This window comes from Gemmobacter serpentinus (genome assembly GCF_008973825.1).
Taxonomy (GTDB): Bacteria; Pseudomonadota; Alphaproteobacteria; order Rhodobacterales; family Rhodobacteraceae; genus Gemmobacter; species Gemmobacter serpentinus.
In genome coordinates this window covers 1-25,773 of sequence record NZ_WCHR01000003.1, presented here as the reverse complement: position 1 = coordinate 25,773, position 25,773 = coordinate 1, and the positions used below count along the sequence as shown (strand labels likewise).

Below are 25,773 nucleotides of genomic sequence, written 5' to 3'. Positions count from 1 at the left end.
GTGACGATGTTTGAGGCGGTGATCTTCGATCTGGATGGAACTCTGCTGGATACCGAGGCCGTGGCGATGCGGCTTGGCCAGGATATCCTGCGCGATCTGGGTCTGGACCCTGATCCAATGATCTTTCACCAATTGGTCGGAAAGGATGCCGAGGCCAGCGACCAGATCTTGCAGATCGCCTATCCGGCGCTGGATATCACCACCTTCGGCGCGCGCTGGCGCGGCGGCTTCGAGGCGGCGCTGGAACAGGAGATGCCGCTGAAGCCGGGTGCTGCGGCTCTGCTGGATTTGTTGCCACTTCCCAAGGCGCTGTGCACCTCGTCGCATCGCGAAAGCGCACATCGCAAGCTGGCGCTGGCGGGGCTTGCCCCGCATTTCCCGGTGGTCATCACCCGCGATGACGTGGCGCAAGCGAAGCCCCATGCCGAACCCTATCTGCTGACCGCTGCGCGCCTTGGCGTCGATCCGGCGCGCTGCCTTGTGTTTGAGGACAGCGAACCGGGGGCCGAGGCCGCCCATGCCGCAGGCTGCACCGTGGTGCAGGTGCCCGATATCATCCCGGCCACGGGCCGCTATGCCCATCACGTCGCCGACACCTTGCTGGACGGCGCACGCCGCGCCGGTCTCTTGGCATGACGCCGCGCCCCGGCCCGCGCTGGCCGCGCCGCCTGATCGTCGGCTTTACCCTGCTGGCCGGGCTGGCCATCCTGTTTTCCACATGGTTCAGCCACCGGCTGATGACGGGCGTCCTCACAGGCGCGGCCCTGTCTCAGCACATGGCCCCCCCGACTGACCCGACACAGCTTGGCTATCGCGGCGACCCGCAAGCCGCCTTCGGTTATGCCTATCAGACGCTTGCGGTGGAGACCCCGCTTGGCCCCGCCCCGGCCTGGCTGGTGCCCGGCGCGGCAGAGGCCACGCGCCCCGATGCCAAACTTGGTGCGATCTTCGTGCATGGCATCGGCGGGGCGCGCGAGGATGGCTATCTTTACCTGCCCGCCCTGCATCGCAGCGGCATACCTGTCTTGTTGATCAGCTATCGTCAGGACCCGGATGCCCCCATGGCCCCCGAGGGAATGCATCTGTTCGGCCTGACCGAATGGCAGGATCTGGATGCAGCCGTGGAAATGCTGCGCGCGCAGGGCATGGAACGGGTGGTGCTCGTCGGTGCTTCCATGGGTGGGGCGATCATCGGGCAGTTCCTTGCCCGATCCGATCAGGCACCGCATGTGGTCGGGGTGATCCTTGATGCACCCGCACTGAATTTCCCGGCGGTGCTGCGCCACATCACCGATCGGCTGGGCCTGCCGCTGCGCAGCCTTGGCGCGCGACTGGCCATCCCGGCCTTCACGCTGACCCATGGCGAAAACCTGGGGCAAGCCGTGGCCCTGCCCGCTATTGCCGCGTTTGATGGTCCGGTTCTGGTGTTTCAGGGCCGCGCGGATCGGCTGGTGCCGGTGACAATCGTGCAGGATCTACTGGCCACACGCCAGGGCGGGACGACTGTTCTGCTGACGCCGGGCGACCATCTGCAATCGGCGACACAAGATCCCGCCCGCGTGGCCAATCTGATCGCCAGCATGATCGACGATCTGAAGGCCGCCGCAGCGCCCTGAGGGCCGCGGGCCTTTTCACCGCCCCCGGCGCAGAGGGCTTGCAAAGCCCCGCGCAACCCCCTAAATGCAGCCTTGAGAGGTTGGCGCGGGCAGGCACCTCGCCAACCCGGTCAGGTCCGGAAGGAAGCAGCCGTAACGAGCCCCGCTTGGGTCGTTGTCCAGCCTCTCACCCTTTCCCCATACAGCGCTTTGAAAGATCACGGCCTCACGGATCTATCACCCTCTCTGCGATATGTGACCCGACAAGGCCTGCGGCAAACGGGGCACGCAGGCGGCATGACCTGCCCCCGGCATCACCGACGCATCGACGCTCCGCTTCACCACGCCCAAGGCGCTCAGCCGCATCGCCGCCATGCCTGCGGTGATTGAAAGCAATCATCAATCAAGGCTTCCTCCACACGCGGCGTTGCGTGACAGGCCCGGCCCATGGCATCGTCCACCGTTTCTTCGCACAGATCGCACTCCCCCCAAGCGGGCAGCATCAGCAAATCCGCAACAGCTTGGATGTCGCAAGTTTCGGGTCAGCCATGCGCAAGATCCGGGTCGTATCGCACCCTCATGCCCCCCTAGGAAAAGCCATCAAAGGTTGAAAGGACTTAGGATGCTTCTCCAAGACAAGACCGTCATCATCACCGGGGCTTCCAGCGGCATCGGTGCCGCCGCAGCCCGGCTTTTTGCCGCGCAGGGCGCGCGTCTGGTTCTCGGCGCGCGACGCCTGCCGGAATTGCAGGCCGTGGCCGATGAAATCTGCCATGCGGGCGGCACAGCGGTCCCGCTTGCCGGGGATGTGACCGACCCGCACTATGCCGGGGCGATGGTCGATCTCGCAAAGCAAGAGTTTGGCGGGCTGGACGCCGCGTTCAACAATGCGGGGCGCCTTGGATCAGGGGCCAAGATTGCCGAGACCGAGCCGGAGGAATGGGAAGAGGTGTTGGCGACCAACCTGACTGCAGCCTTCCATGCCGCGCGGGCAGAAATCCCTGCATTGCTCGCGCGGGGGGGCGGGTCGCTGATCTTCACCGGCACTTTCATCGGCCATACCGCGACCCTGCCCGGCATGGGAACTTATGCAGCCTCCAAAAGCGGGCTCATCGGGCTCGTTCAGGCGATTGCCGTCGATTACGGGCCGCAGGGGATTCGTGCCAATGCCTTGCTGCCCGGCGGCACCCTGACCGGCATGGCCGGCGATGCGGCGACCAACCCACAAACCGCCACCTTTATCGAGAACCTTCATGCGCTGAAGCGGATGGCGCAACCGACCGAGATCGCCAATGCGGCGCTGTTCCTCGCCTCTGACCTGTCAAGTTTCGTGACAGGCTCGGCGATGCTGGCCGATGGCGGGAACTCGATCGCCAAGGTCTAGGCCAAGCGCCGCACCCAGGCCACAACCGGGGCCGCCTGAGCAAACGGCCCGTCCCGGCCAATACAGTCGGGGCGCGGCCATTGTCGGCCCCCTAACAGCATCGCCCCATCCCCCGCGTCCCGGTGCCCGGGACCACTTCGAAACTGCGGAACTGCCCCCGACCCTCTCCCTGAATCTGACTTCGTAGCAGCGGCAGGCGGGCTTGCCACATGAGGCGATCAGCCGTGCCAGCCGATGCATCAAGGCGACAGATCCGCGCCCGCCATCAGCAGCGGGAAGGTCCAGTGATCCCGGCAAACTTGAACCGGGCTTGGGACTTTCGCCAAAGGTGCCGCATCCCCCCGAACGGCCCCAAGAAAATGTGCCGTTCACGGCTCACGGCTCACGGCTCACGGCTCACGGCTCACGGCTCACGGCTCACGGCTCACGGCTCACGGCTCACGGCTCACGGCTCACGGCTCACGAACATCGAGCCACAATACATCCCGGACGCGATCGAAAACGCGAGAATTTGTTGTCTATCGTCAGTATTTCAGAAACTTGGCGACCCCGGGAGGACTTGAACCCCCAACCCCAGACTTAGAAGGTCCGTGCTCTATCCAGTTGAGCTACGAGGCCGTGCTTCCTCTGATAGCGGTTCGGAAAGCGGTTCGCAACGGCTTGGCGGCTTGCTGGCCCGCCATGCTGGCGTCGCTATTCTGTGCCGATCATGGGGCAAAAATCGCAGCGGCCCGCACGAGGGCCAGGGCGCGGATCCAAACCGAAATTCCGCCGCATTCTGGCGGGGTGCCACATGCCCCACGGGCCTCATGCCTTCAAGCGCGTCAAACTTACAAGCAAATCAAGCCACGACCATGGCTCCCAAGACGACTGCTCTGCGTGATCGCGCGCGACCAAGCCGCTATCGCAAGCCGGGGATTGCGCCCTATGGGCGGCGCGCGGGGCTCAGGCCGGGGCCAGCGCCTTCGTCATGAAGAAACTGTTGGGATCATCCCAATAGCCTTCGAAGGGCGGGCATTGCTCAAATCCCGCGCGGAAGTAAAGCGCGCGCGCCGGCGCAAAGACCTCCTCGACGCCGGTCTCGAGGCTGAGACGGGCATAGCCGAGGCGCTGTGCTTCCGACATCAGGCGATCCAGCAGCAGTACGGCAAGGCCGCGTCCGCGCGCCTCAGCGACCACATGCATGGATTTTATCTCGGCATGACCCGCGTCAATCCGTTTGATCGCCCCCATGCCGAGCACGGTTTCACCCTCGCGCAAGGTGAAAAAGGCGACATCGGCGACGGCCAGCTCAGCCGGGTCCAGCGCGTGCACGCTCTCGGGGGGCGAGGCGGCCCACATCAGATCCAGATGACGCTGCAGAAGCGGCAGAACCTCGGCGGCAAGCGGCGTGTCGCGGCGAATTTCAAGGGCGGGCTTGTCAGAGGGCATGGCAATCTTCCGGCTGGGTTCGGAAGTTGAATACCGCGCGCGCGGCAGACGCAATGCCCAAAGACGGAGGATTGAAGGGGTTTCGGCGAATTTGACCGCCGATCAGCCCCTATGCCCTAATGGAGCCCACTTGAACGCAAGCCTTCTTCGAGCGCGAACCTGTGTTCGGCAGATCGCTGCCCGGATCGCAGCCCGCCGCCGCACATGTGCTCGAATATCTGTGGGGCAAAAGAAATTCATCGCTGTCCGAACGGCCGCAGTCAAATTCCTCTCCTTAAGCACTGGGGTTTGGAATCGCGATGGGCGCCGCCTGGTCGCATAATCACGACACATGAGATCGTTGTTATGGCGCGCATCCCGCGCCCATTCCTCTGGTCTCGTGGGCCGGATCAGAGGCAGCCATGAATTTTCAGATGACGCCCCATATGGGCCGACCGCCCCGCAGGTCGCCCCTGCCGCATCCGCAGGCGCGGTTGGTCCCCCAGACGCTGGCGCAGGCATTCTGGCCTCGAGCGGCATCGTATCGGGCGCGGCCGGACCATCACTGCATCCTGCCTTTGACCGAGCCTCCGTCCCCTGCGACCTTGGGCGGTAAATCCAGCGCGATGGATGACGGCGGAGCGGGCGACGGCGGGCGACACCGGACCAGTGCGGCCCCCCGGCAGGCGGGCAGCGCCTTACGCCGCGCGATCACCATCGCCCAGCGCGAGGCGGCCTATGTTGCCGCGCGTTCGGACTTCGCAGCGACAACGCGGCTCTGCTCCAACCGGCAAGGGATTTGGTCGGAGCCCAAGCGGTTTGCCACGCCCCAGATCTCGGTCATATCGGCCATTTGCGATCCCGACCGGGAGAATGCCGACCGCGAGCGGCGGCACCCTCCGGTGAGATCGACACCTTCTGCCGCGGGCCATACGCGCCGAACGGCATCCCCCTTCCCCGACATGGAGCGACCTGATGGCAGATCGGCTTAGAAAACACATTCTGGTCAATGCGTTCAGCATGAATTGCGTGGGCCATATCAATCATGGCCAATGGACGCATCCGCGCGACACATCCATCGATTACAAGCGGCTGGATCACTGGACCGACCTAGCGAAAACGCTGGAGCGCGGGCTGTTCGATGCGGTGTTTCTGGCGGATATCCTTGGCGTCTATGACGTCTATGGCGGCGGCATCGACGTGCCCGCACGCGAGGCGGTGCAACTGCCGGTCAATGATCCGATGATGCTGGTCTCGGCCATGGCCGCCGTCACCAAACACCTGGGCTTTGGCATCACGGTCAACGTGAACAATGAGGCCCCCTATACTTTCGCCCGTCGCATGTCGACGCTGGACCATCTGACAGACGGGCGGATCGGCTGGAACATCGTGACCGGCTATCTCGACAGTGCCGCCCGCGCTGTCGGGCGCGATGGCCAGACCGGGCACGACCTGCGCTACGATCAGGCCGATGAATATCTGGAGGTGCTTTACAAGCTTTGGGAAGGCTCGTGGGAGGATGGCGCTGTTCTGGGCGATCGTGCTGCGCGTATCTATGCCGACCCGTCCCGCATCCACCGCGTGCATCATCGCGGTCAGTTCTATCAGGTCGATGGCTATCACCTGTCGGAACCCTCGCGCCAGCGCACGCCGGTGCTGTTTCAGGCCGGCACATCCGGGCGCGGGCAGGCCTTTGCCGCGCGCCACGCAGAATGCGTCTTCATCTCGGTCCCCGACAAGGCCGCCGCCCGTGCCGCCTCGCGCGCGGTGCGCAAGGCGGTAGCGGATGCCGGGCGCGACCCTCAGGACATTCGCATTCTGGCCGGGATCGCGGTGATTGCCGACCGTTCGGAAAAGGCTGCTCAAGAACGGTTGGCCGAGTACACAGCCAGCGCCAGCCCCGAGGCGGGCCTTGCGCATTACTCGGCCTCCCTCGGGATCGACTTTGATCGTTATGGTCTGGATGATCCGATCCCCTTCGGCCAATCGAACGCCATCCAGTCGGCGGCGAAATTGGCGCAAAGCCGAGGCTATACCAAGCGCGCACTTCTGGATCAGCTGGCCATGGGCGGGCGCTATCCGCCGATCACCGGCACCGCGGCGCAGGTTGCGGATGAGCTGGAAGACTGGATCCGCGAAGGCGAGATCGACGGCTTCAACCTGACCCGCATCGTGACACCGGAAAGCTATGTCGATTTCGCCGATCTGGTCGTGCCAGAGCTGCAATCGCGCGGCAGCTACAAGACCGAATATGCCGAGGGCAGCCTGCGCCACCGCACCTTCGGCAAGGGCGACCGCCTGCCCGCCACCCATACCGCCCAGGGCTTCCGCCCCGGTGCCCGCCTGCTTGGAGCCGCAGAATGACCGCCCTGTCCCCACCCGATATCTTCTGGTTCCTGCCCACCTCGGGCGATACCCGCTATCTTGGTACCTCGGATTTTGGCCGCGCGCCAACGCTGGATTACCTGCGCGATGTGGCGGTAACCGCGGACCGGCTGGGTTATGACGGGTTGTTGATCCCCACCGGATCTTCCTGCCAGGACCCTTGGGTTGTGGCGGCCAGCCTGATCCATGAGACCAAACGCATCAAGCTGCTGGTGGCATTGCGCACCTCGATCAGCGGGCCCACAGCCTCGGCCCGGCAGGCCGCGACGCTGGATCAGGCGCTTGGCGGACGGCTGATTCTGAACGTGGTGCCGGGGGGCGACGCAACCGAACTGGCCGCCGATGGCGTGTTCTTCAGCCATGACGGGCGCTATGAGAATGCCGATGAATTCCTGACCGTCTGGCGCAGGCTGCTGACCGGCGAGACGGTGGATTTCGCGGGCAAGCACATCACCGTGCAAGGCGCGCGCAATTTCCATCCGGCGGTGCAAAGCCCCTATCCGCCGCTCTACTTCGGCGGCTCTTCCCCCGCCGCGCATGAGTTGGCGGCAAAACATGTCGATGCCTATCTGACATGGGGCGAGCCGCCCGCGCAGGTCGCCGAAAAGATCGCCGATGTTCGCGCCCGTGCCGCAAAGCATGGCCGGACGGTGCGCTTTGGCGTGCGCCTGCATGTCATCGCCCGCGAGACCGAGGCCGAGGCCTGGGCCGAGGGGGATCGCCTGATTTCCCGCCTGACCGATGAAGAGATCGCGGCCGCACAGGCAGGCTATGCCAAGATGGATTCCGTGGGCCAGTCGCGCATGGCGGCGCTGCATGGCGGGCGGCGCGACCGGCTGGTGGTCGGGCCCAATCTCTGGGCCGGGGTGGGGCTGGTGCGGGGCGGCGCGGGCACCGCTCTGGTTGGCGCGCCGGAACAGATTGCCGAACGCCTGCGGGAATATCAGGCGCTTGGCGTCGATACTTTCGTGCTGTCCGGCTATCCACATCTGGAGGAAAGCATCCGCTTTGCCGAACTGGTCTTCCCGCTGCTCGGCAAGGATGCCGTGACGCTTCGGGGCAGCAGCCAGACCGGCGGTGCCTTTGACGCGCGCCGCCGCCAATCCGCATCCTGAAGGAATATCCCATGAAAATCATAGATATGCGCTGCCGTCCGGCCTATCTGCACGACTTTTTTGGCAAGACGCCGGGGGGTGCGGATTACGAGGTGGTGAAATGGCTGAATGGCCGGGTCGGGACCCGCGGCGATGTGGAGCATTTCACCCGCTCTGCCACGCCAGACGGCTTTCTGGCCGAAGTGTCTGAGGCCGGGTTGACCCGCGCGGTCGTGGTCGGTCGCCACACGCCGACGCAGCATCTGCCCAATGACGTGATTCATCAGATCACCAGCACCTCACCGCTGCTGGAAGGGATCGGCTCGGTCGATATCGTGGGTCAGGGCCGTCAGACCGCACTGGATGAGGCCGAGCGCGCCATCCTGACCCTTGGCCTGAAGGGCATCGATGTGGAGCCGGGCTTTGGCAACCCATTCCGCCATGCCGATGATCCGGTGTTCTTTCCACTTTATGATCTGTTGCAGGGCCTGAATGTGCCGCTCTGTCTGATGAGCGGCCCGACCACGCCCGATCCGCGCTATAACGATCCGGCCCCGGTCGCCAATGTGGCGCGGCTGTTCCCGCGCCTGCGGATCGCGGCCTATCACGGGTTCTGGCCCAATGTGGCGGGCATCATCGGCGTGGCCTTCCGGCATGAGAACGTCTTCCTGATCCCCGACATGTATCTGTTCCAGCCCGGAAGTCAGCTTTACATCGAGGCTGCGAACAGCTTTCTCGGCGATCAGCTTCTGTTCGGATCCTCCTACCCGTTCCGCCCGATCCGCCAAAGTGTGGAGGATCTGCAAGCCCTTGGCCTGCGCGACGCGGTGCTGGAAAAGGTGCTGCATGACAATGCGGCGCATCTTCTGGGGCTTTGATGCAGCAGACGGCGCTCCCGTCCAGAGCCTTCCGCGAAGCCCTGCGAAGAAGATCGCGTCAAAAGGAAAGGGCCGGGATCTTCCCGGCCCTTTCTTGCCTGGTCCAGAACAGTGGACTGCCATCCCTGCCCCGGCCTGCATCCTCGGTGTTCTAGCGTGCCCGCAGCCGCCGCACGGCAGTGTCGCCGCTGATCTGCACAAGACTGACCAGTGCAACAAGGATCACGATCACCACCACCATGATTGTGGTGTCAAAGCGCTGATAGCCATAGCGGATCGCCACATCCCCAAGGCCCCCGGCCCCGACGGCACCCGCCATGGCGGAGGCCCCGATCATCGAAACCACGGTGATGGTGAAGCCGCCGATGATGCCCGGCAATGCCTCGGGCAGCAGGACATGGCGAACGATTTGCCAGCGGCTGGCGCCGATGGATTGCGCGGCCTCCACCAGACCGGGATCGACTTCGCGCAAGCTCACCTCGGCGATGCGCGCAAAGAACGGCGTGGCAGATATGGCAAGCGGCACGACTGCCGCCCAGACCCCGATCGTGGTGCCGGTCACCAGCCGCGTGAAGGGGATCAGCGCGACCAGCAGCACGATGAAGGGCACCGCGCGAAAACCGTTCACGATGGCACCCAGAACGCGGTTCAGGCGCGGTGCCGGGAAAAATCCGCCGGGGCCGGAAATCACCAGAAACACCGCCAGCGGAATGCCCGCCACAACCGCGATCCCGGCCGAGGCCGAGACCATCAGCACCGTGTCGAAAAATGCGCTGATCAGCCGGTCAATCATCTGCGGCGACATGGCCAAGGCTCCTTGCGGCAAGGGGAAGGCGGGCCAGATCGGCACGGCCGGGCAACAGCACGACCAGCCGCCCGATGGCATGGCCCTCGATCCGTTCGACGGCGGCCTGAACCAGCCGCACCGGGCCATTGATGGCCGCAGACAGCGCCGCCAGATCTGGCGCAGCCTCACCGGCGAAGGTCAATTCCACCACATGCAGATCCGTCAGGCTTTCGGCGCGCGGGCGCAGCCTTGCCGCCAGATCGGCGGGCAGATCCCGCTTCAGCGGTGCCAGCAGCGCCTGGGTCGCATCATGCTGCGGACGGGCGAACACCTGCCAGACCGGACCTGTTTCCACAATCTGCCCGCGTTCCAGCACCAGAACCCGGTGGCAAACTTCGCGGATCACGCTCATTTCATGGGTGATCAGGATGATGGTCAGGCCCAGCCTGCGATTGATGTCCCGCAGCAGCCGCAGGATGGACAAGGTGGTTTCCGGGTCCAGCGCCGAGGTCGCCTCGTCGCATAGCAGGATCTCGGGCCGGTTCACCAGCGCCCGCGCGATGCCCACGCGCTGCTTCTGCCCGCCCGACAGCCGCGAGGGGTAGGTGTCTTCCTTGCCCTCAAGCCCGACCAGTTTCAGCACTTCTGCCACGCGGGTCGCGGCCTCGTCCTTGGGCACACCGGCAATCAGCAAAGGCAGCGCCACGTTCTCGCGCACGGTTTTGGAGGCAAGAAGGTTGAAATGCTGGAAGATCATGCCGATGCGGCGACGCAGCCGGATCAGCCCGGCCTCGTTCAGCCCGGCAATATCCTCGCCATCGACAAGAACCCGGCCTTCGCTCGGACTTTCTAGCCGGTTGATGCTGCGCAGCAGGCTGGATTTGCCCGCGCCAGAGCGGCCAATGATCCCGTAGATCTCGCCCGCCTCAATCTCCAGATTGATATCGCTCAGCGCCTGCACTTCGCCCGCCGAGGAAGTATAGGTCTTGCCCAACCCCTCGAACCGGACGGTGCCCGCTATCCGCCGCACAGAGACGTCAGGGACGACACGCGCCCCCGACCGTTCCGACACCCCGATGGCAAGCGCGCCGGTCATGGCAATTCCCAGGCAAGCACATAGAGCTTGTCGCTGCTGGCGAAGGATTTGTGGATCTGGTCTTTCACTGCCTGTGAGCCCTGGAACAGCTTCACGAATTGCTGCACGCGGGGGTCGTTTTCCTCGCCGGCGCGCGACACGAAACTGACGTTGAAGATCTTGTCCTCGACGCCGGAATAGATCAGGCCCGAACTGGGATCGAAGGCACCCGAGGCCACGATGAAATGCGGATAGCCCTGCGCCAGATCGACATCGGGCGTCACATGCACCAGCTGCGGCCCCTCGACTTCGGTGAATTTCAGGTTCTTCGGGTTCTCGATGATGTCATCGACGGTGCCCTTGAAGCCCACGCCATCCTTCAGCTTGATCAGACCTGCCTTTTGCAGCAGCAAGAGGCCCCGGCCCTGATTGACCGGATCATTGGCGATGGCGACGCTGCCGCCTTCCGGCACCGCCTCAAGCGAGGGGTGTTTGAGTGAGAAGAAACCGAAATTCTGCAAGATGCCCGCGGCCACAATGGAGAAATCATAGCCCTTTTCGGCTTCGGCATTCTCCATGAAGGGCTGATGCTGGAAGAAGTTGAGGTCGATATCCTTGGCATCCAGCGCAAGATTCGGGGTGTTCCAGTCGCTGAACTCGGTCACCTCGACCTCAAGGCCCTGCGCCTTGGCCTCTTCGGCGGCCACCTCCACGGCATCGGCATAGGCACCCGGCACCACGCCGATGCGCAGCGCCTCGGCGAAGCCCGGCAGGGCGGTGCTCAGGGCCAGAACGGCGGCAAGCCCCAGAGATCTCAACGTCATTTTCATATCCTTCAGAGGGTCGTGGACGGCGGGCCTTGGCTGCAAGCGTTCATCACGACAATTGCTATCGGGATTAAGCTAACCCGCTGACCGATCTGCGACCATTCCATAGTCGCCGCAGCATGAAGAAGGATTGTTCTGTGCAGATCCCGGCTGCGGAAAGCCTGTTCCCGGGGCTTGGAGGAACAGGCGCAGGGTTCAGATTCGGGTGAAGGCGACCAGCGCTTCCGCTACGCGGGCCGCGATATGTTCGGCCCAAAGCGTGACCTCGGGCAGCCCCATCAATTCGCCCACCGTGCCGCGCGCAAGCGGCCCGGCAATGAACAAGCCCGGCACCGGACCGCTTGCCCCGATGGCCTGCCCGCCAGGGGCGGTATGGATGCCAAACCCCAGCGGATCGGGCTGCAGGGCCCCTTGTGTCTGCAAACTGGCCAGCGCCGGATTTTCCGCGATGACGCTGCCATGCGCAGGCCCGGTGGCCAGGATCACCCGATCCACCGCCAGCCGGGTGATCTGGCTCTTGCCGCGCGGCCGGATCGCGATCTCGCGCCCGCGCGGTGTCACCTCGACCCCGACCAGGCGTGCGGCATGAAACACAGCGCGCCCCGCGCGCTCTGCGCGGAGCAGCGTTTCATGGGTCTGCGGCGCAATGCGGAAGCGATGCACATCCCACAGCGCACGCAGATGGCGCAGCAGGCGCTTTCGCTCGGGCGCGGGCAACGCGGCCCAGATCTGCGGGCCCTGGCTGCGCAACTGATCGAAGACCGCGTGCCATGTCAAACCCTGCGCCGCATCTTCCCTCAGTGCGCGACGGATGCGGCGCAACAGGCCAAGCGCGGTGCGCGCGGGGTCGCGGCTGAACTCTGCCACCGTTTCCGCCTGTTTCGGCCCATGCGGCTGCGAGCGCCAGCCATGACGCGACAGGATATGGACCGGCGCGGAGCGGCCCTGTCGTTCCAGCGTGGCAAGGATATCGGCGGCTGTCAGGCCGGACCCGACGATCAGCACCCGCTCATCCGGGCCAACGGCTGCCAGCGCGCCGGGCTGCGCCGGATCGGCGATCAGGTCGGGGTCGCCTGCCAGATCCTGCAATTCACGCGGCAGGCCGGGTGCTGGATGCGAGACCGCCAGCACCACCAGATCGGCGCGAATCGGCGCGCCATCGGCAAGATGCAGGGTAAAATCGGTGCCGTGATCGATGCGCTGCACGCGGTCCCGTATATGAATTACCCGGCCCTCGGCCAATAGCGGTGCCATCTGATCTGCCATGTAACGGCCAAAGACCGCACGCGGGGCGAAGATATCGCCCGACAGCAGCGCCGATCCCGCCGGCAGGCGTGGCGCCTGGTCCGAGGCGAGCCAGCGCCGGAAATGCAGCGGATCATCGCTGCGCAGGGTCATGCGGTGATCGGGCACGTTCAGCCGGTGATCGGGATCGGTCGTGCCATAGGCCAACCCCTGCCCCAGTTCGGAACGCGGCTCAATCACCAGAATCTGGTTGCCCGCAGATGCCGGATGTTGCGCCAGATGCCATGCGACCGTCGCCCCGGAATAGCCCCCACCAATGATCGCAATCACTGGGGCAACCACGGGTGCCGTCCTGCGGGCACCCGATTTGCGCGTGTCACCACGATCCAGAAACATCCGATCCACTCCCTGCTGGTCCAAAGGCGAAAGTGGCGGCCGGGGGCCACCTGCAAGCGCGCATAGTCTACCCATGCAGTCGTGATCATTTCTTCCCAATCGGTGGGCGCGCAGGGAAAATCATGCCATATCAGGCGGTCCCTGCAAGCGGATAACACCGTTCGGACATTCCGTGGCCCTAGCTGAATGCAGGCAAGAAAAAGCCCCGCAACGCTTGCGCGCCACGGGGCTTTTCCAGGTCAGTTCAGACGATCAGCGCCAGCCAAGCGCCGGGGCCACATGTTTCAGGATCGTTTCGATCACATGGGCATTGTAAGCCACCCCCAAGGTGTTCGGCACGGTCAGAAGCAGCGTATCGGCCTCGGCAATCGCCTCATCCTGCGCCAGTTCCTTGATCAGCCGATCGGGTTCGGCCGCATAGGACCGGCCAAACACCGCACGCTGATCGTCGATCACCCCGACCTGATCCTGATCCGGGCGCGAAGAACCGAAATACATCCGGTCCTCATCGCTCACGATCGGGAAGATCGACCGGCTGACCGAAACGCGCGGTTCGCGATCATGCTCGGCGGCCTTCCAGGCCTCGCGATATTTGCGGATCTGCTTGGCCTGCTGAACGTGGAAAGGCTCGCCCGTCTCATCCCATTTCAGGGTCGAACTTTGCAGGTTCATCCCCAGCGTGCCCGCCCATTCCGCCGTTGCATCCGAGGCAGCCCCCCACCAGATCCGCTCACGCAGCGTCTCGGAGTGGGGCTCCAGCCGCAGAAGACCCGGCGGGTTGGCGAACATCGGGCGCGGGTTCGGTTTGGCGAAGCCTTCGCCCTCCAGCAGACGCAGGAAGGTCAGCGCATGGTCACGCGCCATATCCTGATCGGTTTCGCCGGGTTTCGGCTCATAGCCGAAATGACGCCAGCCATCGACCACCTGTTCGGGCGAGCCGCGCGAGATGCCAAGTTGCAGACGCCCGCCCGAAATCAGGTCGGCCGAACCCGCATCCTCAAGCATGTAATGCGGGTTTTCGTAGCGCATGTCGATCACGCCGGTGCCGATCTCGATCTTTTTGGTGCGTGCGCCCACAGCCGCCAGAAGCGGGAAGGGCGAGGCCAATTGGCGGGCAAAGTGATGGACCCGAAAATAGGCCCCATCCGCACCAAGTTCTTCGGCGGCTTCGGCCAGTTCGATGGATTGCAACAGGACATCCTGCGCCGACCGCGTGGCGGAGCCTTGCTGGGTCGACCAGTGGCCAAAGGAAAGGAAGCCGATCTTTTTCATATCCGTATCTCCGCGCCGAAGGCTGTGTGCCATTGGCTCTGTTGTCGTCCAATTAAGGGTGGGCGCGCCTGTCCGGCAAGACCGGGCACGGGGCCCATGCCGCGAGCCGGATGTGCATAATTGCACAGATCCGCGCCCAGCGGAGAACCGACCATTCCGGCACGACATGAAGTCATGCGAAACTCTTGCTGGCGCGCCCGGCAGAAAAGCCCGATGAAAGCGTGACCGCCCCCGCCGCATGAGGACAGAATGCGCAACGATCCGCGATCCCATGGCCTGTGGGAACAGACCGCCCCAGCCGCGCCGCGCACCACGCCGCTCGAGGAGACGCTGACCGTCGATGTCGCGATCATCGGTGCGGGCTATACGGGCCTTTCGACGGCGCTGCATCTGGCGCATCGCGGCATGTCCTCGGCGATTGTCGAGGCCGAAGAGATCGGCTTTGGAGGTGCCGGGCGCAATGTCGGGCTGGTGAATGCCGGCATGTGGGTGATGCCCGAGGACCTGCCTGGCAGATTGGGGGCTGATTACGGCAATCGCCTGATCCGCCTGTTGGGCGACGCCCCCGCGCAGGTCTGGGAGCTGGTCAAGCGTTACAACATGGAGTGTGAGGCCAATCCGGTCGGCACGCTACATGCAGGGGTCGGTGCCAAAGGCCTGGCCGAACTGACTGAGCGTGCGCGGCAATGGCAAAGGCTGGGTGCCCCGGTGGAATTGCTGGACAAGGCAGAGGCGGCCAGAATGCTGGGCACCGGCTGCTATGAAGGCGCGCTGCTGGATCGTCGGGCAGGCACCATTCAACCCTTGGCCTATGCGCGTGGGCTGGCCCATGCGGCGACCGGGCATGGCGTGCGGATCTTCACCGGCAGTCCGGCCACAAGCATTGATCGCGACGGCCATCTGTGGCGGGTGAAAACCCCGCGCGGCGCGCTGCGGGCCGCATCGGTGGTGCTGGCGACAGATGCCTATAGCCGCCTTGTGATGCAGGATATTGCCCGCGAACAGGTGATCCTGCCCTATTTCAACATGGCAACCGCGCCGCTGCCCGCCGATGTGGCGGCGCAGATGGTGCCGGGGCGCCAAGGCGTCTGGGACACCAAAGAGGTGCTGTCGTCCTTCCGCTTTGATCGGCAGAACCGCCTTGTCTTCGGATCGGTCGGGGCCCTGCGCAATACCGGGACCGCCGTCCATCGGGCATGGGCCAAGCGCGCCCTGCGCAAGATCTTTCCGCAAATCGGTGAGGTCCGGTTTGAACATGAATGGTTCGGCCAGATCGGCATGACGCAGGGCAACCTGCCGCGCTTCCATCGGCTGGAAGACGGCATCGTCAGCTTTTGTGGCTATAACGGGCGCGGTATCGCGCCAGGCACCGTGTTTGGCCAGCAACTCGCCGCGCTCCTTGCGGGCGAGATCACCGAGGGTGAACTTGCCCTGCCGGTCAGCGCAACCGCGCCAGCCGCATGGCGCAACCTGCGCTCCGCCTTTTATGAGGCGGGCGCGCAACTGGTTCACCTGGCCGGTGCCCGGTTCTGATCCGCCCCCTCCCCCAGCCAGCGCAGCAAGGTCGCCAATGCGCGGCTCGGGGAACTGCCATCGGGCCAGACCAGGTAATAGCTGCCCTCCACATCCAGATAATCGGGATAGGCGGGCACCAGCCGCCCGCGCGCGAATTCATTCTGCGCCAGAAACTCCGGCAGCAAGGCCACGCCAAAGCCAAGCGCGGCTGCCTCGGCCATGTTCATGAACTGGTCAAACAGCATTCCGGTCAGGTTGCCCGGGGCCACGCCCATACGGGTGAACCAGTCCTCCCATGCGCCGGGCCGGGTCTCCAGATGCAGAAGTGGCATCTGCAACAGCGCCGCCGCCGCGCAGGGACCAGCGGGGGCCAGAGACGGGGCACAGGCCGGGATCACCCGCTCGCCCGCCAGTTCCAGATAGTTCACCCCGCGCCAGTCGCGCCGCCCGAAATGAAGCGCCGCATCCTGCTTGTCGCGGTTGAAATCAAAGGAAGACAGCCGCGTGGTCAGGTTCACCGTGATCTCGGGATGCGCGGCCGAGAAGGCCTGCAGGCGCGGGCTGAGCCAGAACATGCCAAAGGCGGGCAGAATCGCCAGATTTACGCTGCTGCGCTCACCGCTGGCCTTGATGCGCAGGCTGGCGCGGGCCAGATCCTGCAACACCCCGCGCACAGAGCGCGCGTAATCCACCCCGGCGGGGGTCAGAGCCAGCCCCTTGCCCTCGCGCCGGAATATGGTGACGCCGATCTGGTCTTCCAGCACCTTCAATTGGCGGCTGACGGCGGAATGGGTCAGTGACAGTTCCTCGCCCGCCGCACTGGCCGACCCCAACCGCTCCACCGCCTCTAGCGCCAGCAGGGAGCTGATCGAGGGCAGAAAGCGGCGCGGTGCGATCATGTGAGGTTTTCTCCAACATGCGTTCGGAAACATCACTCGTTTCGGCAGGTTTTTATCCATATCATGTCGCAAAGCGAAAACCACAGGATAAAGCCATGACCGCCAGCCCCGGCTTCAAACGGGCCACGCGCATCGCCGCGATGGAAATCTCGGAAATCGTGCAACTGACCGAACGCGCCGCCGCCCTCCGGGCCGAGGGGCGCGACCTGATCGCGCTGTCGACCGGCGAGCCCGATTTCCCGACGCCCAACCATGTTCTGGCGGCTGCCCATGCCGCAGCCCTTGCCGGCAAGACCCGCTATCCCGCAACCTCTGGCACGCCAGAGCTGCGCAAGGCGATTGCCGGTCTGAACGGCGTGACGCCCGCGCAGGTCATCGTGTCCACCGGGGCGAAGCAGGTGCTGGCCAATGCCATGCTCGCAACCTTGGACAAGGGCGATGAGGTCATCATGCCCGCACCCTATTGGACCAGCTATTCCGATATCGTGGCCATGGCGGATGGCACGCCGGTTGTGGTGACCTGTTCGATGGCAGATGGGTTCAAGCTGAGCCCCGAAAAGCTGGAGGCTGCGATCACCCCGCGCACCCGCTGGCTGATGCTCAACTCGCCCTCCAACCCCTCAGGCGCGATCTATAGTGCCGATGAAATCCGTGCGCTGGCGGCGGTGCTGGCCCGTCATCCGCAGGTCTGGGTTCTGTCGGACGAGATCTATGACCATCTGAGCTATAGCGCGTTCACCCCCTTCACCCAGGCCGCGCCGGAATTGGCCGGACGCACGCTGGTGGTGAACGGCGTGTCCAAGGCCTATGCGATGACCGGCTGGCGCATCGGCTGGGGCATCGGGCCCGCTGCATTGATCGGGGCCATGGGGGCTGTGCAGGGTCAGGTGACCTCGGGGGCCTGTTCCATAGCGCAGGCGGCGGCGCTGGCCGCACTGACCGGCGATCAGGCTTTGCTGGAGGAACGCCGCGCCGCGATGCAGGACCGGCGCGACACGCTGGTGCGCGGGCTGAACGCAACACCCGGCGTCACCTGCCCGCTCCCGGATGGCGCGTTCTATGTCTTCCCCGACTTCTCGGAAGCCATCGCCAAGGGCGGCTTTGCCTCAGATGCCGATCTTTGCGCCTGGCTGATGGATGAGGCGGGCGTGGTCATCGTGCCGGGCCGCGCCTTTGGCCTGCCCGGCCATGCCCGCATCTCTTTCGCCTATTCCAACAAGGATCTGGCGGCCGGCTTGCAGCGCATCCAGCAGGCACTGTCCGCGCGTCTTGGCATCGCGATTTCCGAATCCGCCTGAACCTCAGCCAGGGGTGCCGGGCAAAGGCGTCCGGCGCACCTGCCCCAGAATCCAGTCATGAAACAGGCGTGTCGCGCGATGCGCCTGCCGACCTTCGGGGATCACCACATAATAGGCGTTGTCGGTCGGCATCGGCCGGTCCGACAGCACGACCAACTCCCCCGAGGCGGTCTCCTGCTCGATCAGGTATGATGGCACAAGCCCGACTCCCAGCCCCGCCGAAACGGCCGAAATGATCATGGTGAACTGATCGAACCGGGGCCCGCGCCAGGCGCGCGCCTCGGTCTGGCCGCAATGATCAAACCATTGGGTCCACAGCCTTGGCCGCGCCGTCATGTGCAAAAGCGTGGCATTGGTCAAATCCACCCCGCCATTTGTCATGAGACGCGCCGCCAGATCGCGGCTGGCCACCGGCACCACCGCCTCGGAACACAGAAACGACGCCACCGCGCCGGGCCAGACCGGCTGACCATAATGGATCGTCAGATCAAGCGACTCTTCGACAAAGCTGAACGGACGATCGCGGGTTTCCAACATGGGCAGGATATCGGGATGCAGGCGCATGAAATCCCCCAAACGGGGCACCAGCCAGCGCGCGCCGAATGTCGGCAGCGTGCCAATGCGCAGCGGCTCCACCCCCGGCTCGGCAGCCAGGGTGCCGATCATCAACCGCTCAGCCTCGGCCAGCAAATGCCGCACCTCGGGCAGCAGCGCAAGACCTGCACTGGACAAGACCACCCGTTTGCGGATCCGTTCAAACAGCACAAGATCGCTGCGCGCCTCCAGGTCGCGGATCTGGCGGCTGACCGCACTTTGTGTCAAATTCAACTCTTCTGCCGCACGCGAAAAATTGCCATGCCGCGCCGCACATTCAAATGTCTGCAGCAGCGCAAGGTCGGGGATCAGGCTGCGTCGCATCTTCATTCCATCCTTGCATCAACTTGGGAAGAAAGGTCACAAGACCGCATCCAATTCAGGCCTTATAGTGCGCAATCAGGATAAATAAACTGCCCATGCGGATCCAAAGACGCCGCGCGGTCTCGCAGCCGCAGGCCGACCCCGCGCCGAACCGGAGACAGACAGATGACCGACAAGACCCCCGCCCTTGAGGCTGCCGAGATCCTTGCCCGCCTGGGCGTCACCAAGGCGCAATATACCGGCGGCAGCATGGCGTCCTTCACCCCGGTGACCGGCGCAGAAATTGCCCGCCTGCCGGAAGCCAGCACCGCCGATGCCGAGGCCGCGATCAGCCGCGCGGCCGCCGCCTTCAAGGCATGGCGCCTGGTCCCTGCCCCGCGTCGCGGCGAACTGGTCCGCCTGCTGGGCGAGGAACTGCGCGCCGCCAAGACCGATCTGGGGCGCCTTGTCTCGATCGAGGCCGGCAAGATCGTCTCCGAAGGTCTGGGCGAAGTGCAGGAAATGATCGACATCTGCGATTTCGCAGTCGGTCTTTCGCGTCAGCTTTATGGCCTGACCATCGCCACCGAACGCCCCGGCCACCGCATGATGGAAACCTGGCAGCCGCTGGGTGTGGTCGGCGTCATCTCGGCCTTCAACTTCCCCGTTGCGGTCTGGGCCTGGAACAGCGCGCTGGCGCTGGTCTGCGGCAACCCGGTGATCTGGAAACCGTCCGAGAAGACCCCGCTGACCGCGCTGGCCTCGCAAGCCATTCTGGACCGTGCGCTGGCCCGTTTTGGCGATGCGCCAGAGGGTTTGTCCCAGGTGCTGATCGGTGGTGCCGCCACCGGCAATGCGCTGGTTGAAAGCCCGAATGTGGCGCTGATCTCGGCCACCGGATCGACCCGTATGGGCAAGATCGTCGGCCCGAAGGTTGCGGCACGCTTTGGGCGCACCATTCTGGAATTGGGCGGCAACAATGCGGGCATCGTCTGCCCTTCGGCCGATCTGGACATGGCGTTGCGCGCCATCGCCTTTGGCGCGATGGGCACCGCAGGCCAGCGCTGCACCACCATGCGCCGCCTCTTCGTGCATGACAGCGTTTATGATGCGCTGGTGCCGCGTCTGATCAAGGCCTATGGCTCGGTCTCCATCGGCAACCCGTTGACCTCATCGGCACTGGTCGGGCCGCTGGTCGACAAGCTGGCCTTTGACGCCATGCAAAAGGCACTGGACGGGGCGAAAGCCGCAGGTGGCAAGGTTCATGGCGGGACCCGCGCCGCGGTTGAGGGCGACGCCGCCTATTACGTCCGCCCCGCTGTGGTCGAGATGCCCGCGCAAACCGGCCCTGTGCTGGAGGAAACCTTTGCGCCCATCCTTTATGTGATGAAATACAGCGATTTCGACACGGTGCTGGATCTGCACAATGCGGTCGGTGCCGGCCTCTCCTCGTCGATCTTCACCACCGATCTGCGCGAGATGGAGACCTTCCTGTCGGCGCGCGGCTCTGACTGCGGCATCGCCAATGTGAATATCGGCACTTCGGGCGCAGAAATCGGTGGGGCTTTCGGCGGCGAGAAAGAAACCGGCGGCGGGCGCGAAAGCGGCTCTGACGCATGGCGCGGCTATATGCGTCGCCAGACCAATACGGTGAACTATTCCAATGCCCTGCCCTTGGCGCAAGGCGTGGTCTTCGACATCGACTGACGTCATATCAGATATCAATACAAAAAGCGCCGGGTTTCCCGGCGCTTTGTCGTTGTGGCAGCCCCTTTGACAGTGATCCGTGCCCTATGGATCGCGCGGGGCTTGCGGTCTGATCTGTCGGTGGCTTGGAACACGCCTTGTGCAAAACGGGCCTTTGCCAAGAACGCCATATGGAGCAAGGCCCCGACTGCCACGCCCGTGCCTAATCCATGTCGCAGCATCGCGCGCCCCGCTGGTGCCCGCGCGCCAGAACTCGATCATCTCCGGCTTTCAGGCCATGATTGTGGGCGTTCGGCCAGTCCAAGCACCACATTGATCTGTGACGCAACAGGGCTCAGACGGTTTCCGGTGCGCCGTGATCGCTTTCGCAGCAATGCGCGTGATCGCCCAGAACCTCGATCACCCGGCAATCGGCGATGGTGCCATGGGCGCATTGCACCAGCATCCGTTCCAGCTCGGTTTCTAGCGCGCGCAGGCGCGAGATGCGGGCACGCACCGCCACAAGCTGCGCCCGCGCGATGGCATCGGCTGCGGCACAGGATCGGTCGGGATCATCCGACAGGCTGAGCAGATCGCGGATTGCCTCCAACGGAAAGCCCAATTCCCGCGCATGGCGCACGAAGGTCAGCCGATCACGCGCCGACTGACCGTAAAGCCGCTGGTTGCCCATGCTGCGTTCGGGCGGCGGCAGCAGGCCGATCTGCTCATAATAGCGGATCGTCGGCACCTTCACCCCGGTCGCGGTTGCCAGTCTGCCGATGGTCAGCATGAAATCCTCCGAAACCTCTTGAACCTATAGTTGCTAGAGACATTAGATATCTGATTCGATGAAGGCAACACCCTGACGGGGCCGGAGGACGGATATGGCCAAAGCTACCGATGACGCTGCGCAAACCACCTGCGAATGGACGGTTTCTGGGATGGATTGCGCCTCTTGCGCAACGAAGATCAAGGATGCGGTCGGGCGGCTGCCCGGCGTGTCGGGGGTCGAGCTGGGCGTGATGTCGGAACGGCTGAAGGTCACGCTGGATGAGGGCGTGACGCCACGCACCAAGGTGGAAGGCACGGTCAAGGCATTGGGCTTTGGCATCGACGCACGCGTGTCAAAGGCGGCAAATCGTCCTGACGGAGAAGGTTCCTGTGGGCACGATCATGGCGAAGACGATCACGACCACGGGCACAATCACAGCCATGACCACAGCCCCGCAAAGGCGGCGGATGCCGGGCATGGCAGCCCGGGTCATATGCATGATGATCCGGCGGATCGCGGCAAACGCTGGTGGCAAACGGCGAAGGGGCGGCTGGTAATCGGCACGGCCCTGCTGCTCGGCCTTGCCTATGCGGCAGAGCTGCTGCTGCCCGAAGGCATCGGTGCCTGGGCCTTTGTTGCGGCCTGTCTGATCGGGCTTGCCCCGGTTGCCCGTCGTGCCTTTGCTGCGCTGCGCATGGGCCAGCCCTTCACCATCGAAAGCCTGATGACTGTGGCGGCCATCGGTGCCCTGTTCATCAACGCGGCGGAGGAGGCGGCGATTGTCGTCTTCCTGTTCGCCGTCGGCGAGGTGCTGGAAGGTGTTGCCGCCAACAAGGCGCGCGACGGGATCCGGGCATTGGCGGGTCTGGTGCCGCGCAGCGCGATGCTTGAGGTCGACGGGCAGGCGCGGGAAGTGCCCGCCGAAAGCCTTTCCATTGGCCAGATCGTGCTGGTGCGCCCCGGCGACCGCGTGCCTGCCGATGGCGAGATCGTCGAGGGCATCTCGGGCGTTGATGACAGCCCGGTCACCGGCGAAAGCGTGCCGGTCACCAAGGGGCCCGGCGATGCCGTCTTTGCCGGATCGATCAATGCCGAGGCCGCCTTGCGCATCCGCGTCGCCAAAGCGGCAGAGGACAACACAATTTCCCGCATCATCCGTCTGGTCGAAGAGGCCGAGGAGGCACGCGCGCCGACCGAACGCTTCATCGACCGGTTCAGCCGCTGGTATATGCCCGCGATCTGCACTGTCGCCGCGCTGGTAGTGCTGGTGCCGCCGCTGGGTTTTGGCGCTGCATGGGACACTTGGGTTTACCGTGGCCTTGCGCTTTTGCTGATCGGCTGCCCCTGTGCGCTGGTGATCTCGGTCCCCGCCTCCATCGCCTCGGCGCTGTCAACAGGCGCGCGGCGCGGGCTTCTGATGAAGGGCGGCGCGGTGATCGAGGCGGCAGCACATGTGCAGCAGGTGGCCTTTGACAAGACCGGCACCCTGACCCATGGCCGCCCTGTGATCACCGATATCGTGCCGCTGGGCGATGAGACCGAGGCATCGGCCTTGGCCGTCGCGGCAGCGGTCGAGGCAGGCTCCAGCCATCCCTTGGCGCAGGCCGTGCTGGCGCGGGCGGCAGGCATGGGCATCACGGCCCTCGCCGCGACCGGCGCCAAGGCGATTATCGGCAAGGGGGTGGAGGCTGTGGTAGCAGGCACGCCCGCATGGGTTACCAGCCCGCGCCACGCGGTCGAGGCCGGCGCACTGGACGCCGCAGGTGCTGCCCGTGCCACCGCATTGGAGGCCGAGGGCAAGACCGTTGCGGTGGTCTTCCGTGAAGGCCGGACCCTTGGTCTGATCGCGCTGCGTGATGAGCCGCGTGCTGACGCCGCTGATGCCATGCGTCAGCTGAAGGCGATGGGGGTGGGCGCTGTGATCCTGACCGGAGACAATCCTCGCACCGCCGCCGCCATCGCGAACAGCCTTGGGATGGAGTTCCGCGCCGAGATGCTGCCCGAGGACAAGCTGCGCGAAATCCGCGCCATGGCGGCCAAGGGCGGCGTGATGATGATCGGCGATGGCATCAATGATGCGCCCGCGCTGAAACAGGCCAGCGTCGGCGTGGCGATGGGATCGGGCACCGATGTGGCGCTGGAAACCGCCGATGCCGCGATCCTGCGTGATCGGGTAACCGATGTGCCCGCGACGCTGCGGCTGGCGCGGGCAACCATGGTGAACATCCGCCAGAATGTCACGCTGGCGCTTGGGCTGAAGGCGGTGTTTCTGGTCACCTCGGTCCTTGGCCTGACCGGGCTCTGGATCGCCATCCTTGCCGATACCGGGGCCACGGTTCTGGTGACACTGAACGCGCTGCGTTTGCTGCGCTTCAATCCTGATCGCGAGGCGTAAGAGGATGGCAATCTGGGGCTGGGCGGCGTGGCTGGTGCTGAATTGTTATCTGGTGATGTTCTTCTGGGGCGGCAGACTGGCCGCCCATGCCGCCGGGCGCGAGATCTGGCTGTTCGGCAATGCACGCGGGCGCGACCGGCTGGCGGCGCTGGCCTTTCGCGCCGGATTCGTGCTGGCGGCGCTGTCGCCACTGCTCTGGCTCTTTGTGCCATGGTCAGCCATCGGCATCGTCGGGCTGATTTGTGCCGCCTGTGGCGCGATGATCGCCTTTGCCGCGCAAATGTCGATGGGCGCATCCTGGCGTGTCGGCGTGCAGGCCGGGCAGACCGGCGAATTGGTTCAGGGCGGGCTGTTCACCCTCAGCCGCAACCCGACCTTTCTGGGGCAGGCCTTGCTGCTGGCAGGTATTGCGCTGGCGATTCCCGGACTGGCCTCCGCCCTGGGGCTCGCCCTGTTTCTTTGGGCCGCCCAAACCCAGATCCGCAGCGAAGAGCGCGTGCTGTCCCAAAGCCTCAGCCCCGCCTATCAGGCCTATCTGGCACGCGTGCCGCGCTGGATCTGGCCCCTGACCTGATATTTTTTGTCAATCTGCATATCTCATTTGGTATGGCTTCGCGCCCACATGTAATTTTACCAGCATGTCATGAACGGCTAATCTGACTGCGCCGGGGAGGAACGGCACATCTGAAAGGGATTCGGGCGATTGCCCGCACCTTTGGGGGGATTTGGATCAGATCCGAAAACTCTGGCCACCGCGCCTGCGGGGGGATGTGTCGTGCTGCCCGCGCGGCTGACAGGCCATGCCTGCGGTCCCTTGCCAACACGCAACCGGAAAGACCCGAGCCATGCACCTTTCTCAGATCCAAACTGCCAATGGCCGTATCGTTGTCTGCCGCATCGGGGATGTGGCCCGGATCGTGCCCGGCGTGGCAAGCGTGGTCGAACTGGCGCAGGCGGCCATTGCTGCGGGCCGGGGTCTGGCCGATGAGGTAGCATCGCGCCCCGCAGGCGAGACGGTCGATCTCGCTGCCGCACTGGCCGAGGGCCGGGTGCTGCTGCCGGTGGACCACGCCGATCCGGCGCATCTGCATCTGACTGGCACCGGCCTCACCCATCTGGGGTCTGCGGCCACCCGCGATGCGATGCACGCAAAAGCCGATCCGGAGGCGATGACCGACAGCATGAAGATGTTCCGCATGGGGCTGGAGGGTGGCAAGCCCGCGGCTGGCACCATCGGGGCGCAGCCCGAATGGTTCTACAAGGGCAATGGTCATGCGGCTGTGGCCCCCGGCGCGGCCCTGGTCTCTCCCGGTTTCGCGTTGGATGCCGGCGAAGAGCCCGAGATTGCCGGGATCTATCTGATCGGCCCCGATGGCACGCCGTTCCGTCTGGGCTTTGCCCTGGGCAATGAGTTCTCCGACCATGTGACCGAACGCGGCAATTACCTCTGGCTTGCCCATTCCAAGCTGCGCCCGGCGGCCTTCGGGCCGGAGCTGCTGGTGGGCGATCTGCCCGCCCATGTCGAAGGCAGCAGCCGTATCCTGCGCGATGGCGAAGTGATCTGGCAAAAGCCGTTCCTGTCGGGCGAGGCGAATATGAGCCACAGCCTCGCCAATCTGGAACATCACCACTTCAAATATGCGATCTTCCGTCAGCCCGGCGATCTGCATGTGCATTTCTTCGGCACCGCGACCCTCAGCTTTGCCGATGGTGTGACGGCGCGCCCGGGCGATGTGTTCGAGGTCGAGACACCGGAATTTGGTCTGCCGCTGCGCAATCCACTGGTGCAGGAGGCCGGATCGCCCGCGCCGCTGCCCGTGGTTACGCTGTAAGCCCCCGCGCCCCTTTCATCCGGCACCCAAGTTATCCGAGGCACAGATGTCCTTCACCCCCGCTCCCTGGCCCCGTCCGCTCCGGTCGCAGCACTGGTATGGGGGGACGTCGCGTGACACGATCTATCATC

The 25,773-nt window shown here is 64.7% G+C and carries 21 protein-coding genes, 1 tRNA gene and 1 other RNA gene; 13 read left to right on the top strand and 10 right to left on the bottom strand.

Annotated elements, in window-relative coordinates:
• Positions 1-6: 6 nt before the first annotated feature.
• From GBJ34_RS00665 to GBJ34_RS00650, 4 genes are all read left to right on the top strand, one after another.
• Positions 7-636, top strand: a complete 630-nt coding sequence (locus tag GBJ34_RS00665; RefSeq protein WP_151717327.1) for an HAD family hydrolase — start codon at positions 7-9, stop codon at positions 634-636.
• Positions 633-1,616: an alpha/beta hydrolase gene (locus GBJ34_RS00660; protein WP_151717326.1), complete on the top strand. Its 984-nt coding sequence runs from the start codon at positions 633-635 to the stop codon at positions 1,614-1,616. Before GBJ34_RS00665 ends, GBJ34_RS00660 begins: the two co-directional genes overlap by 4 nt.
• A 74-nt stretch (positions 1,617-1,690) precedes the next feature.
• Positions 1,691-1,787: signal recognition particle sRNA small type (gene ffs, locus GBJ34_RS00655), an RNA gene on the top strand.
• Between the two features lie 430 nt (positions 1,788-2,217).
• Positions 2,218-2,979, top strand: a complete 762-nt coding sequence (locus tag GBJ34_RS00650; protein ID WP_151717325.1) for an SDR family oxidoreductase — start codon at positions 2,218-2,220, stop codon at positions 2,977-2,979.
• 541 nt (positions 2,980-3,520) lie between these two features.
• On the opposite strand, the gene GBJ34_RS00640 is transcribed toward GBJ34_RS00650, so the two are convergent.
• Positions 3,521-3,597 (bottom strand) — tRNA-Arg (locus tag GBJ34_RS00640).
• 327 nt (positions 3,598-3,924) lie between these two features.
• Positions 3,925-4,410: a GNAT family N-acetyltransferase gene (locus GBJ34_RS00635; RefSeq protein WP_151717323.1), complete on the bottom strand. Its 486-nt coding sequence runs from the start codon at positions 4,408-4,410 to the stop codon at positions 3,925-3,927.
• Between the two features lie 954 nt (positions 4,411-5,364).
• On the opposite strand from GBJ34_RS00635, the gene GBJ34_RS00630 reads away from it, so the two are divergent.
• From GBJ34_RS00630 to GBJ34_RS00620, 3 genes are read left to right on the top strand one after another with little or no spacing between them, the layout of a single operon-like run.
• The gene (locus tag GBJ34_RS00630; RefSeq protein WP_151717322.1) at positions 5,365-6,753 is read left to right on the top strand and encodes an LLM class flavin-dependent oxidoreductase; all 1,389 of its coding nucleotides are present in this window, start codon (positions 5,365-5,367) and stop codon (positions 6,751-6,753) included.
• On the top strand, positions 6,750-7,889 hold the full coding sequence (gene ssuD, locus GBJ34_RS00625) for an FMNH2-dependent alkanesulfonate monooxygenase (protein WP_151717321.1): 1,140 nt from the start codon (positions 6,750-6,752) through the stop codon (positions 7,887-7,889). Before GBJ34_RS00630 ends, ssuD begins: the two co-directional genes overlap by 4 nt.
• An 11-nt stretch (positions 7,890-7,900) precedes the next feature.
• Positions 7,901-8,746 carry an amidohydrolase family protein gene (locus GBJ34_RS00620; RefSeq protein WP_151717320.1) on the top strand — a complete coding sequence of 282 codons (846 nt, stop codon included), beginning with the start codon at positions 7,901-7,903 and terminating at the stop codon, positions 8,744-8,746.
• 151 nt (positions 8,747-8,897) lie between these two features.
• Here the strand turns inward: GBJ34_RS00620 and GBJ34_RS00615 are convergent, their stop codons facing one another.
• From GBJ34_RS00615 to GBJ34_RS00595, 5 genes are all read right to left on the bottom strand, one after another.
• Positions 8,898-9,551, bottom strand: a complete 654-nt coding sequence (locus GBJ34_RS00615) for a methionine ABC transporter permease (protein WP_151717319.1) — start codon at positions 9,549-9,551, stop codon at positions 8,898-8,900.
• On the bottom strand, positions 9,532-10,629 hold the full coding sequence (locus GBJ34_RS21130; protein WP_151717318.1) for a methionine ABC transporter ATP-binding protein: 1,098 nt from the start codon (positions 10,627-10,629) through the stop codon (positions 9,532-9,534). Before GBJ34_RS21130 ends, GBJ34_RS00615 begins: the two co-directional genes overlap by 20 nt.
• Positions 10,626-11,432 (bottom strand): MetQ/NlpA family ABC transporter substrate-binding protein, encoded by an 807-nt coding sequence (locus GBJ34_RS00605; RefSeq protein WP_226340998.1) that lies wholly within the window; start codon positions 11,430-11,432, stop codon positions 10,626-10,628. Before GBJ34_RS00605 ends, GBJ34_RS21130 begins: the two co-directional genes overlap by 4 nt.
• A gap of 198 nt (positions 11,433-11,630) precedes the next feature.
• Positions 11,631-13,076 (bottom strand): FAD/NAD(P)-binding protein, encoded by a 1,446-nt coding sequence (locus GBJ34_RS00600; RefSeq protein ID WP_151717316.1) that lies wholly within the window; start codon positions 13,074-13,076, stop codon positions 11,631-11,633.
• 252 nt (positions 13,077-13,328) lie between these two features.
• Positions 13,329-14,348: an LLM class flavin-dependent oxidoreductase gene (locus GBJ34_RS00595; protein ID WP_151717315.1), complete on the bottom strand. Its 1,020-nt coding sequence runs from the start codon at positions 14,346-14,348 to the stop codon at positions 13,329-13,331.
• Positions 14,349-14,597: 249 nt separating this feature from the next.
• On the opposite strand from GBJ34_RS00595, the gene GBJ34_RS00590 reads away from it, so the two are divergent.
• The gene (locus tag GBJ34_RS00590) at positions 14,598-15,881 is read left to right on the top strand and encodes an NAD(P)/FAD-dependent oxidoreductase (protein ID WP_151717314.1); all 1,284 of its coding nucleotides are present in this window, start codon (positions 14,598-14,600) and stop codon (positions 15,879-15,881) included.
• Here GBJ34_RS00590 and GBJ34_RS00585 read toward each other — a convergent pair.
• Positions 15,857-16,762 carry a LysR substrate-binding domain-containing protein gene (locus tag GBJ34_RS00585; RefSeq protein WP_151717313.1) on the bottom strand — a complete coding sequence of 302 codons (906 nt, stop codon included), beginning with the start codon at positions 16,760-16,762 and terminating at the stop codon, positions 15,857-15,859. The two genes, GBJ34_RS00590 and GBJ34_RS00585, sit on opposite strands and share 25 nt — an antisense overlap.
• A 95-nt stretch (positions 16,763-16,857) precedes the next feature.
• On the opposite strand from GBJ34_RS00585, the gene GBJ34_RS00580 reads away from it, so the two are divergent.
• Positions 16,858-18,060: a pyridoxal phosphate-dependent aminotransferase gene (locus GBJ34_RS00580; protein ID WP_151717312.1), complete on the top strand. Its 1,203-nt coding sequence runs from the start codon at positions 16,858-16,860 to the stop codon at positions 18,058-18,060.
• 3 nt (positions 18,061-18,063) lie between these two features.
• Here the strand turns inward: GBJ34_RS00580 and GBJ34_RS00575 are convergent, their stop codons facing one another.
• Positions 18,064-18,978: a LysR family transcriptional regulator gene (locus tag GBJ34_RS00575; RefSeq protein WP_226340997.1), complete on the bottom strand. Its 915-nt coding sequence runs from the start codon at positions 18,976-18,978 to the stop codon at positions 18,064-18,066.
• Between the two features lie 249 nt (positions 18,979-19,227).
• On the opposite strand from GBJ34_RS00575, the gene amaB reads away from it, so the two are divergent.
• Entirely contained in the window at positions 19,228-20,664 is a 1,437-nt protein-coding gene (gene amaB / locus GBJ34_RS00570) for an L-piperidine-6-carboxylate dehydrogenase (RefSeq protein ID WP_404811383.1), read from the top strand.
• A 334-nt stretch (positions 20,665-20,998) separates the two neighbouring features.
• Here the strand turns inward: amaB and GBJ34_RS00565 are convergent, their stop codons facing one another.
• Positions 20,999-21,433 (bottom strand): MerR family transcriptional regulator, encoded by a 435-nt coding sequence (locus tag GBJ34_RS00565; RefSeq protein ID WP_151717309.1) that lies wholly within the window; start codon positions 21,431-21,433, stop codon positions 20,999-21,001.
• A gap of 94 nt (positions 21,434-21,527) precedes the next feature.
• Between GBJ34_RS00565 and GBJ34_RS00560 the strand changes: the two genes are divergently transcribed.
• The 3 genes from GBJ34_RS00560 (at position 21,528) to araD1 (ending at position 25,642) form a co-directional block, all read left to right on the top strand.
• A complete protein-coding gene (locus GBJ34_RS00560) occupies positions 21,528-23,810 on the top strand; it encodes a heavy metal translocating P-type ATPase (protein WP_151717308.1) in 2,283 nt (760 codons plus the stop codon).
• Between the two features lie 4 nt (positions 23,811-23,814).
• Positions 23,815-24,384, top strand: a complete 570-nt coding sequence (locus GBJ34_RS00555; protein ID WP_151717307.1) for a methyltransferase family protein — start codon at positions 23,815-23,817, stop codon at positions 24,382-24,384.
• Positions 24,385-24,655: 271 nt separating this feature from the next.
• A complete protein-coding gene (gene araD1 / locus GBJ34_RS00550) occupies positions 24,656-25,642 on the top strand; it encodes an AraD1 family protein (protein ID WP_151717306.1) in 987 nt (328 codons plus the stop codon).
• The last annotated feature ends 131 nt before the right edge of the window (positions 25,643-25,773 follow it).

Excerpts from the sequence above, each read along its gene's own strand:
- GBJ34_RS00665 (WP_151717327.1), top strand. The coding sequence starts at position 7 with ATGTTTGAGGCGGTGATCTTCGATCTGGATGGAACTCTGCTGGATACC.
- GBJ34_RS00660 (WP_151717326.1), top strand. The coding sequence starts at position 633 with ATGACGCCGCGCCCCGGCCCGCGCTGGCCGCGCCGCCTGATCGTCGGC.
- GBJ34_RS00650 (WP_151717325.1), top strand. The coding sequence starts at position 2,218 with ATGCTTCTCCAAGACAAGACCGTCATCATCACCGGGGCTTCCAGCGGC.
- GBJ34_RS00635 (WP_151717323.1), bottom strand. The coding sequence starts at position 4,410 with ATGCCCTCTGACAAGCCCGCCCTTGAAATTCGCCGCGACACGCCGCTT.
- GBJ34_RS00630 (WP_151717322.1), top strand. The coding sequence starts at position 5,365 with ATGGCAGATCGGCTTAGAAAACACATTCTGGTCAATGCGTTCAGCATG.
- ssuD (WP_151717321.1), top strand. The coding sequence starts at position 6,750 with ATGACCGCCCTGTCCCCACCCGATATCTTCTGGTTCCTGCCCACCTCG.
- GBJ34_RS00620 (WP_151717320.1), top strand. The coding sequence starts at position 7,901 with ATGAAAATCATAGATATGCGCTGCCGTCCGGCCTATCTGCACGACTTT.
- GBJ34_RS00615 (WP_151717319.1), bottom strand. The coding sequence starts at position 9,551 with ATGTCGCCGCAGATGATTGACCGGCTGATCAGCGCATTTTTCGACACG.
- GBJ34_RS21130 (WP_151717318.1), bottom strand. The coding sequence starts at position 10,629 with ATGACCGGCGCGCTTGCCATCGGGGTGTCGGAACGGTCGGGGGCGCGT.
- GBJ34_RS00605 (WP_226340998.1), bottom strand. The coding sequence starts at position 11,432 with ATGACGTTGAGATCTCTGGGGCTTGCCGCCGTTCTGGCCCTGAGCACC.
- GBJ34_RS00600 (WP_151717316.1), bottom strand. The coding sequence starts at position 13,076 with ATGTTTCTGGATCGTGGTGACACGCGCAAATCGGGTGCCCGCAGGACG.
- GBJ34_RS00595 (WP_151717315.1), bottom strand. The coding sequence starts at position 14,348 with ATGAAAAAGATCGGCTTCCTTTCCTTTGGCCACTGGTCGACCCAGCAA.
- GBJ34_RS00590 (WP_151717314.1), top strand. The coding sequence starts at position 14,598 with ATGCGCAACGATCCGCGATCCCATGGCCTGTGGGAACAGACCGCCCCA.
- GBJ34_RS00585 (WP_151717313.1), bottom strand. The coding sequence starts at position 16,762 with ATGATCGCACCGCGCCGCTTTCTGCCCTCGATCAGCTCCCTGCTGGCG.
- GBJ34_RS00580 (WP_151717312.1), top strand. The coding sequence starts at position 16,858 with ATGACCGCCAGCCCCGGCTTCAAACGGGCCACGCGCATCGCCGCGATG.
- GBJ34_RS00575 (WP_226340997.1), bottom strand. The coding sequence starts at position 18,978 with ATGCGACGCAGCCTGATCCCCGACCTTGCGCTGCTGCAGACATTTGAA.
- amaB (WP_404811383.1), top strand. The coding sequence starts at position 19,228 with ATGGCGTCCTTCACCCCGGTGACCGGCGCAGAAATTGCCCGCCTGCCG.
- GBJ34_RS00565 (WP_151717309.1), bottom strand. The coding sequence starts at position 21,433 with ATGCTGACCATCGGCAGACTGGCAACCGCGACCGGGGTGAAGGTGCCG.
- GBJ34_RS00560 (WP_151717308.1), top strand. The coding sequence starts at position 21,528 with ATGGCCAAAGCTACCGATGACGCTGCGCAAACCACCTGCGAATGGACG.
- GBJ34_RS00555 (WP_151717307.1), top strand. The coding sequence starts at position 23,815 with ATGGCAATCTGGGGCTGGGCGGCGTGGCTGGTGCTGAATTGTTATCTG.
- araD1 (WP_151717306.1), top strand. The coding sequence starts at position 24,656 with ATGCACCTTTCTCAGATCCAAACTGCCAATGGCCGTATCGTTGTCTGC.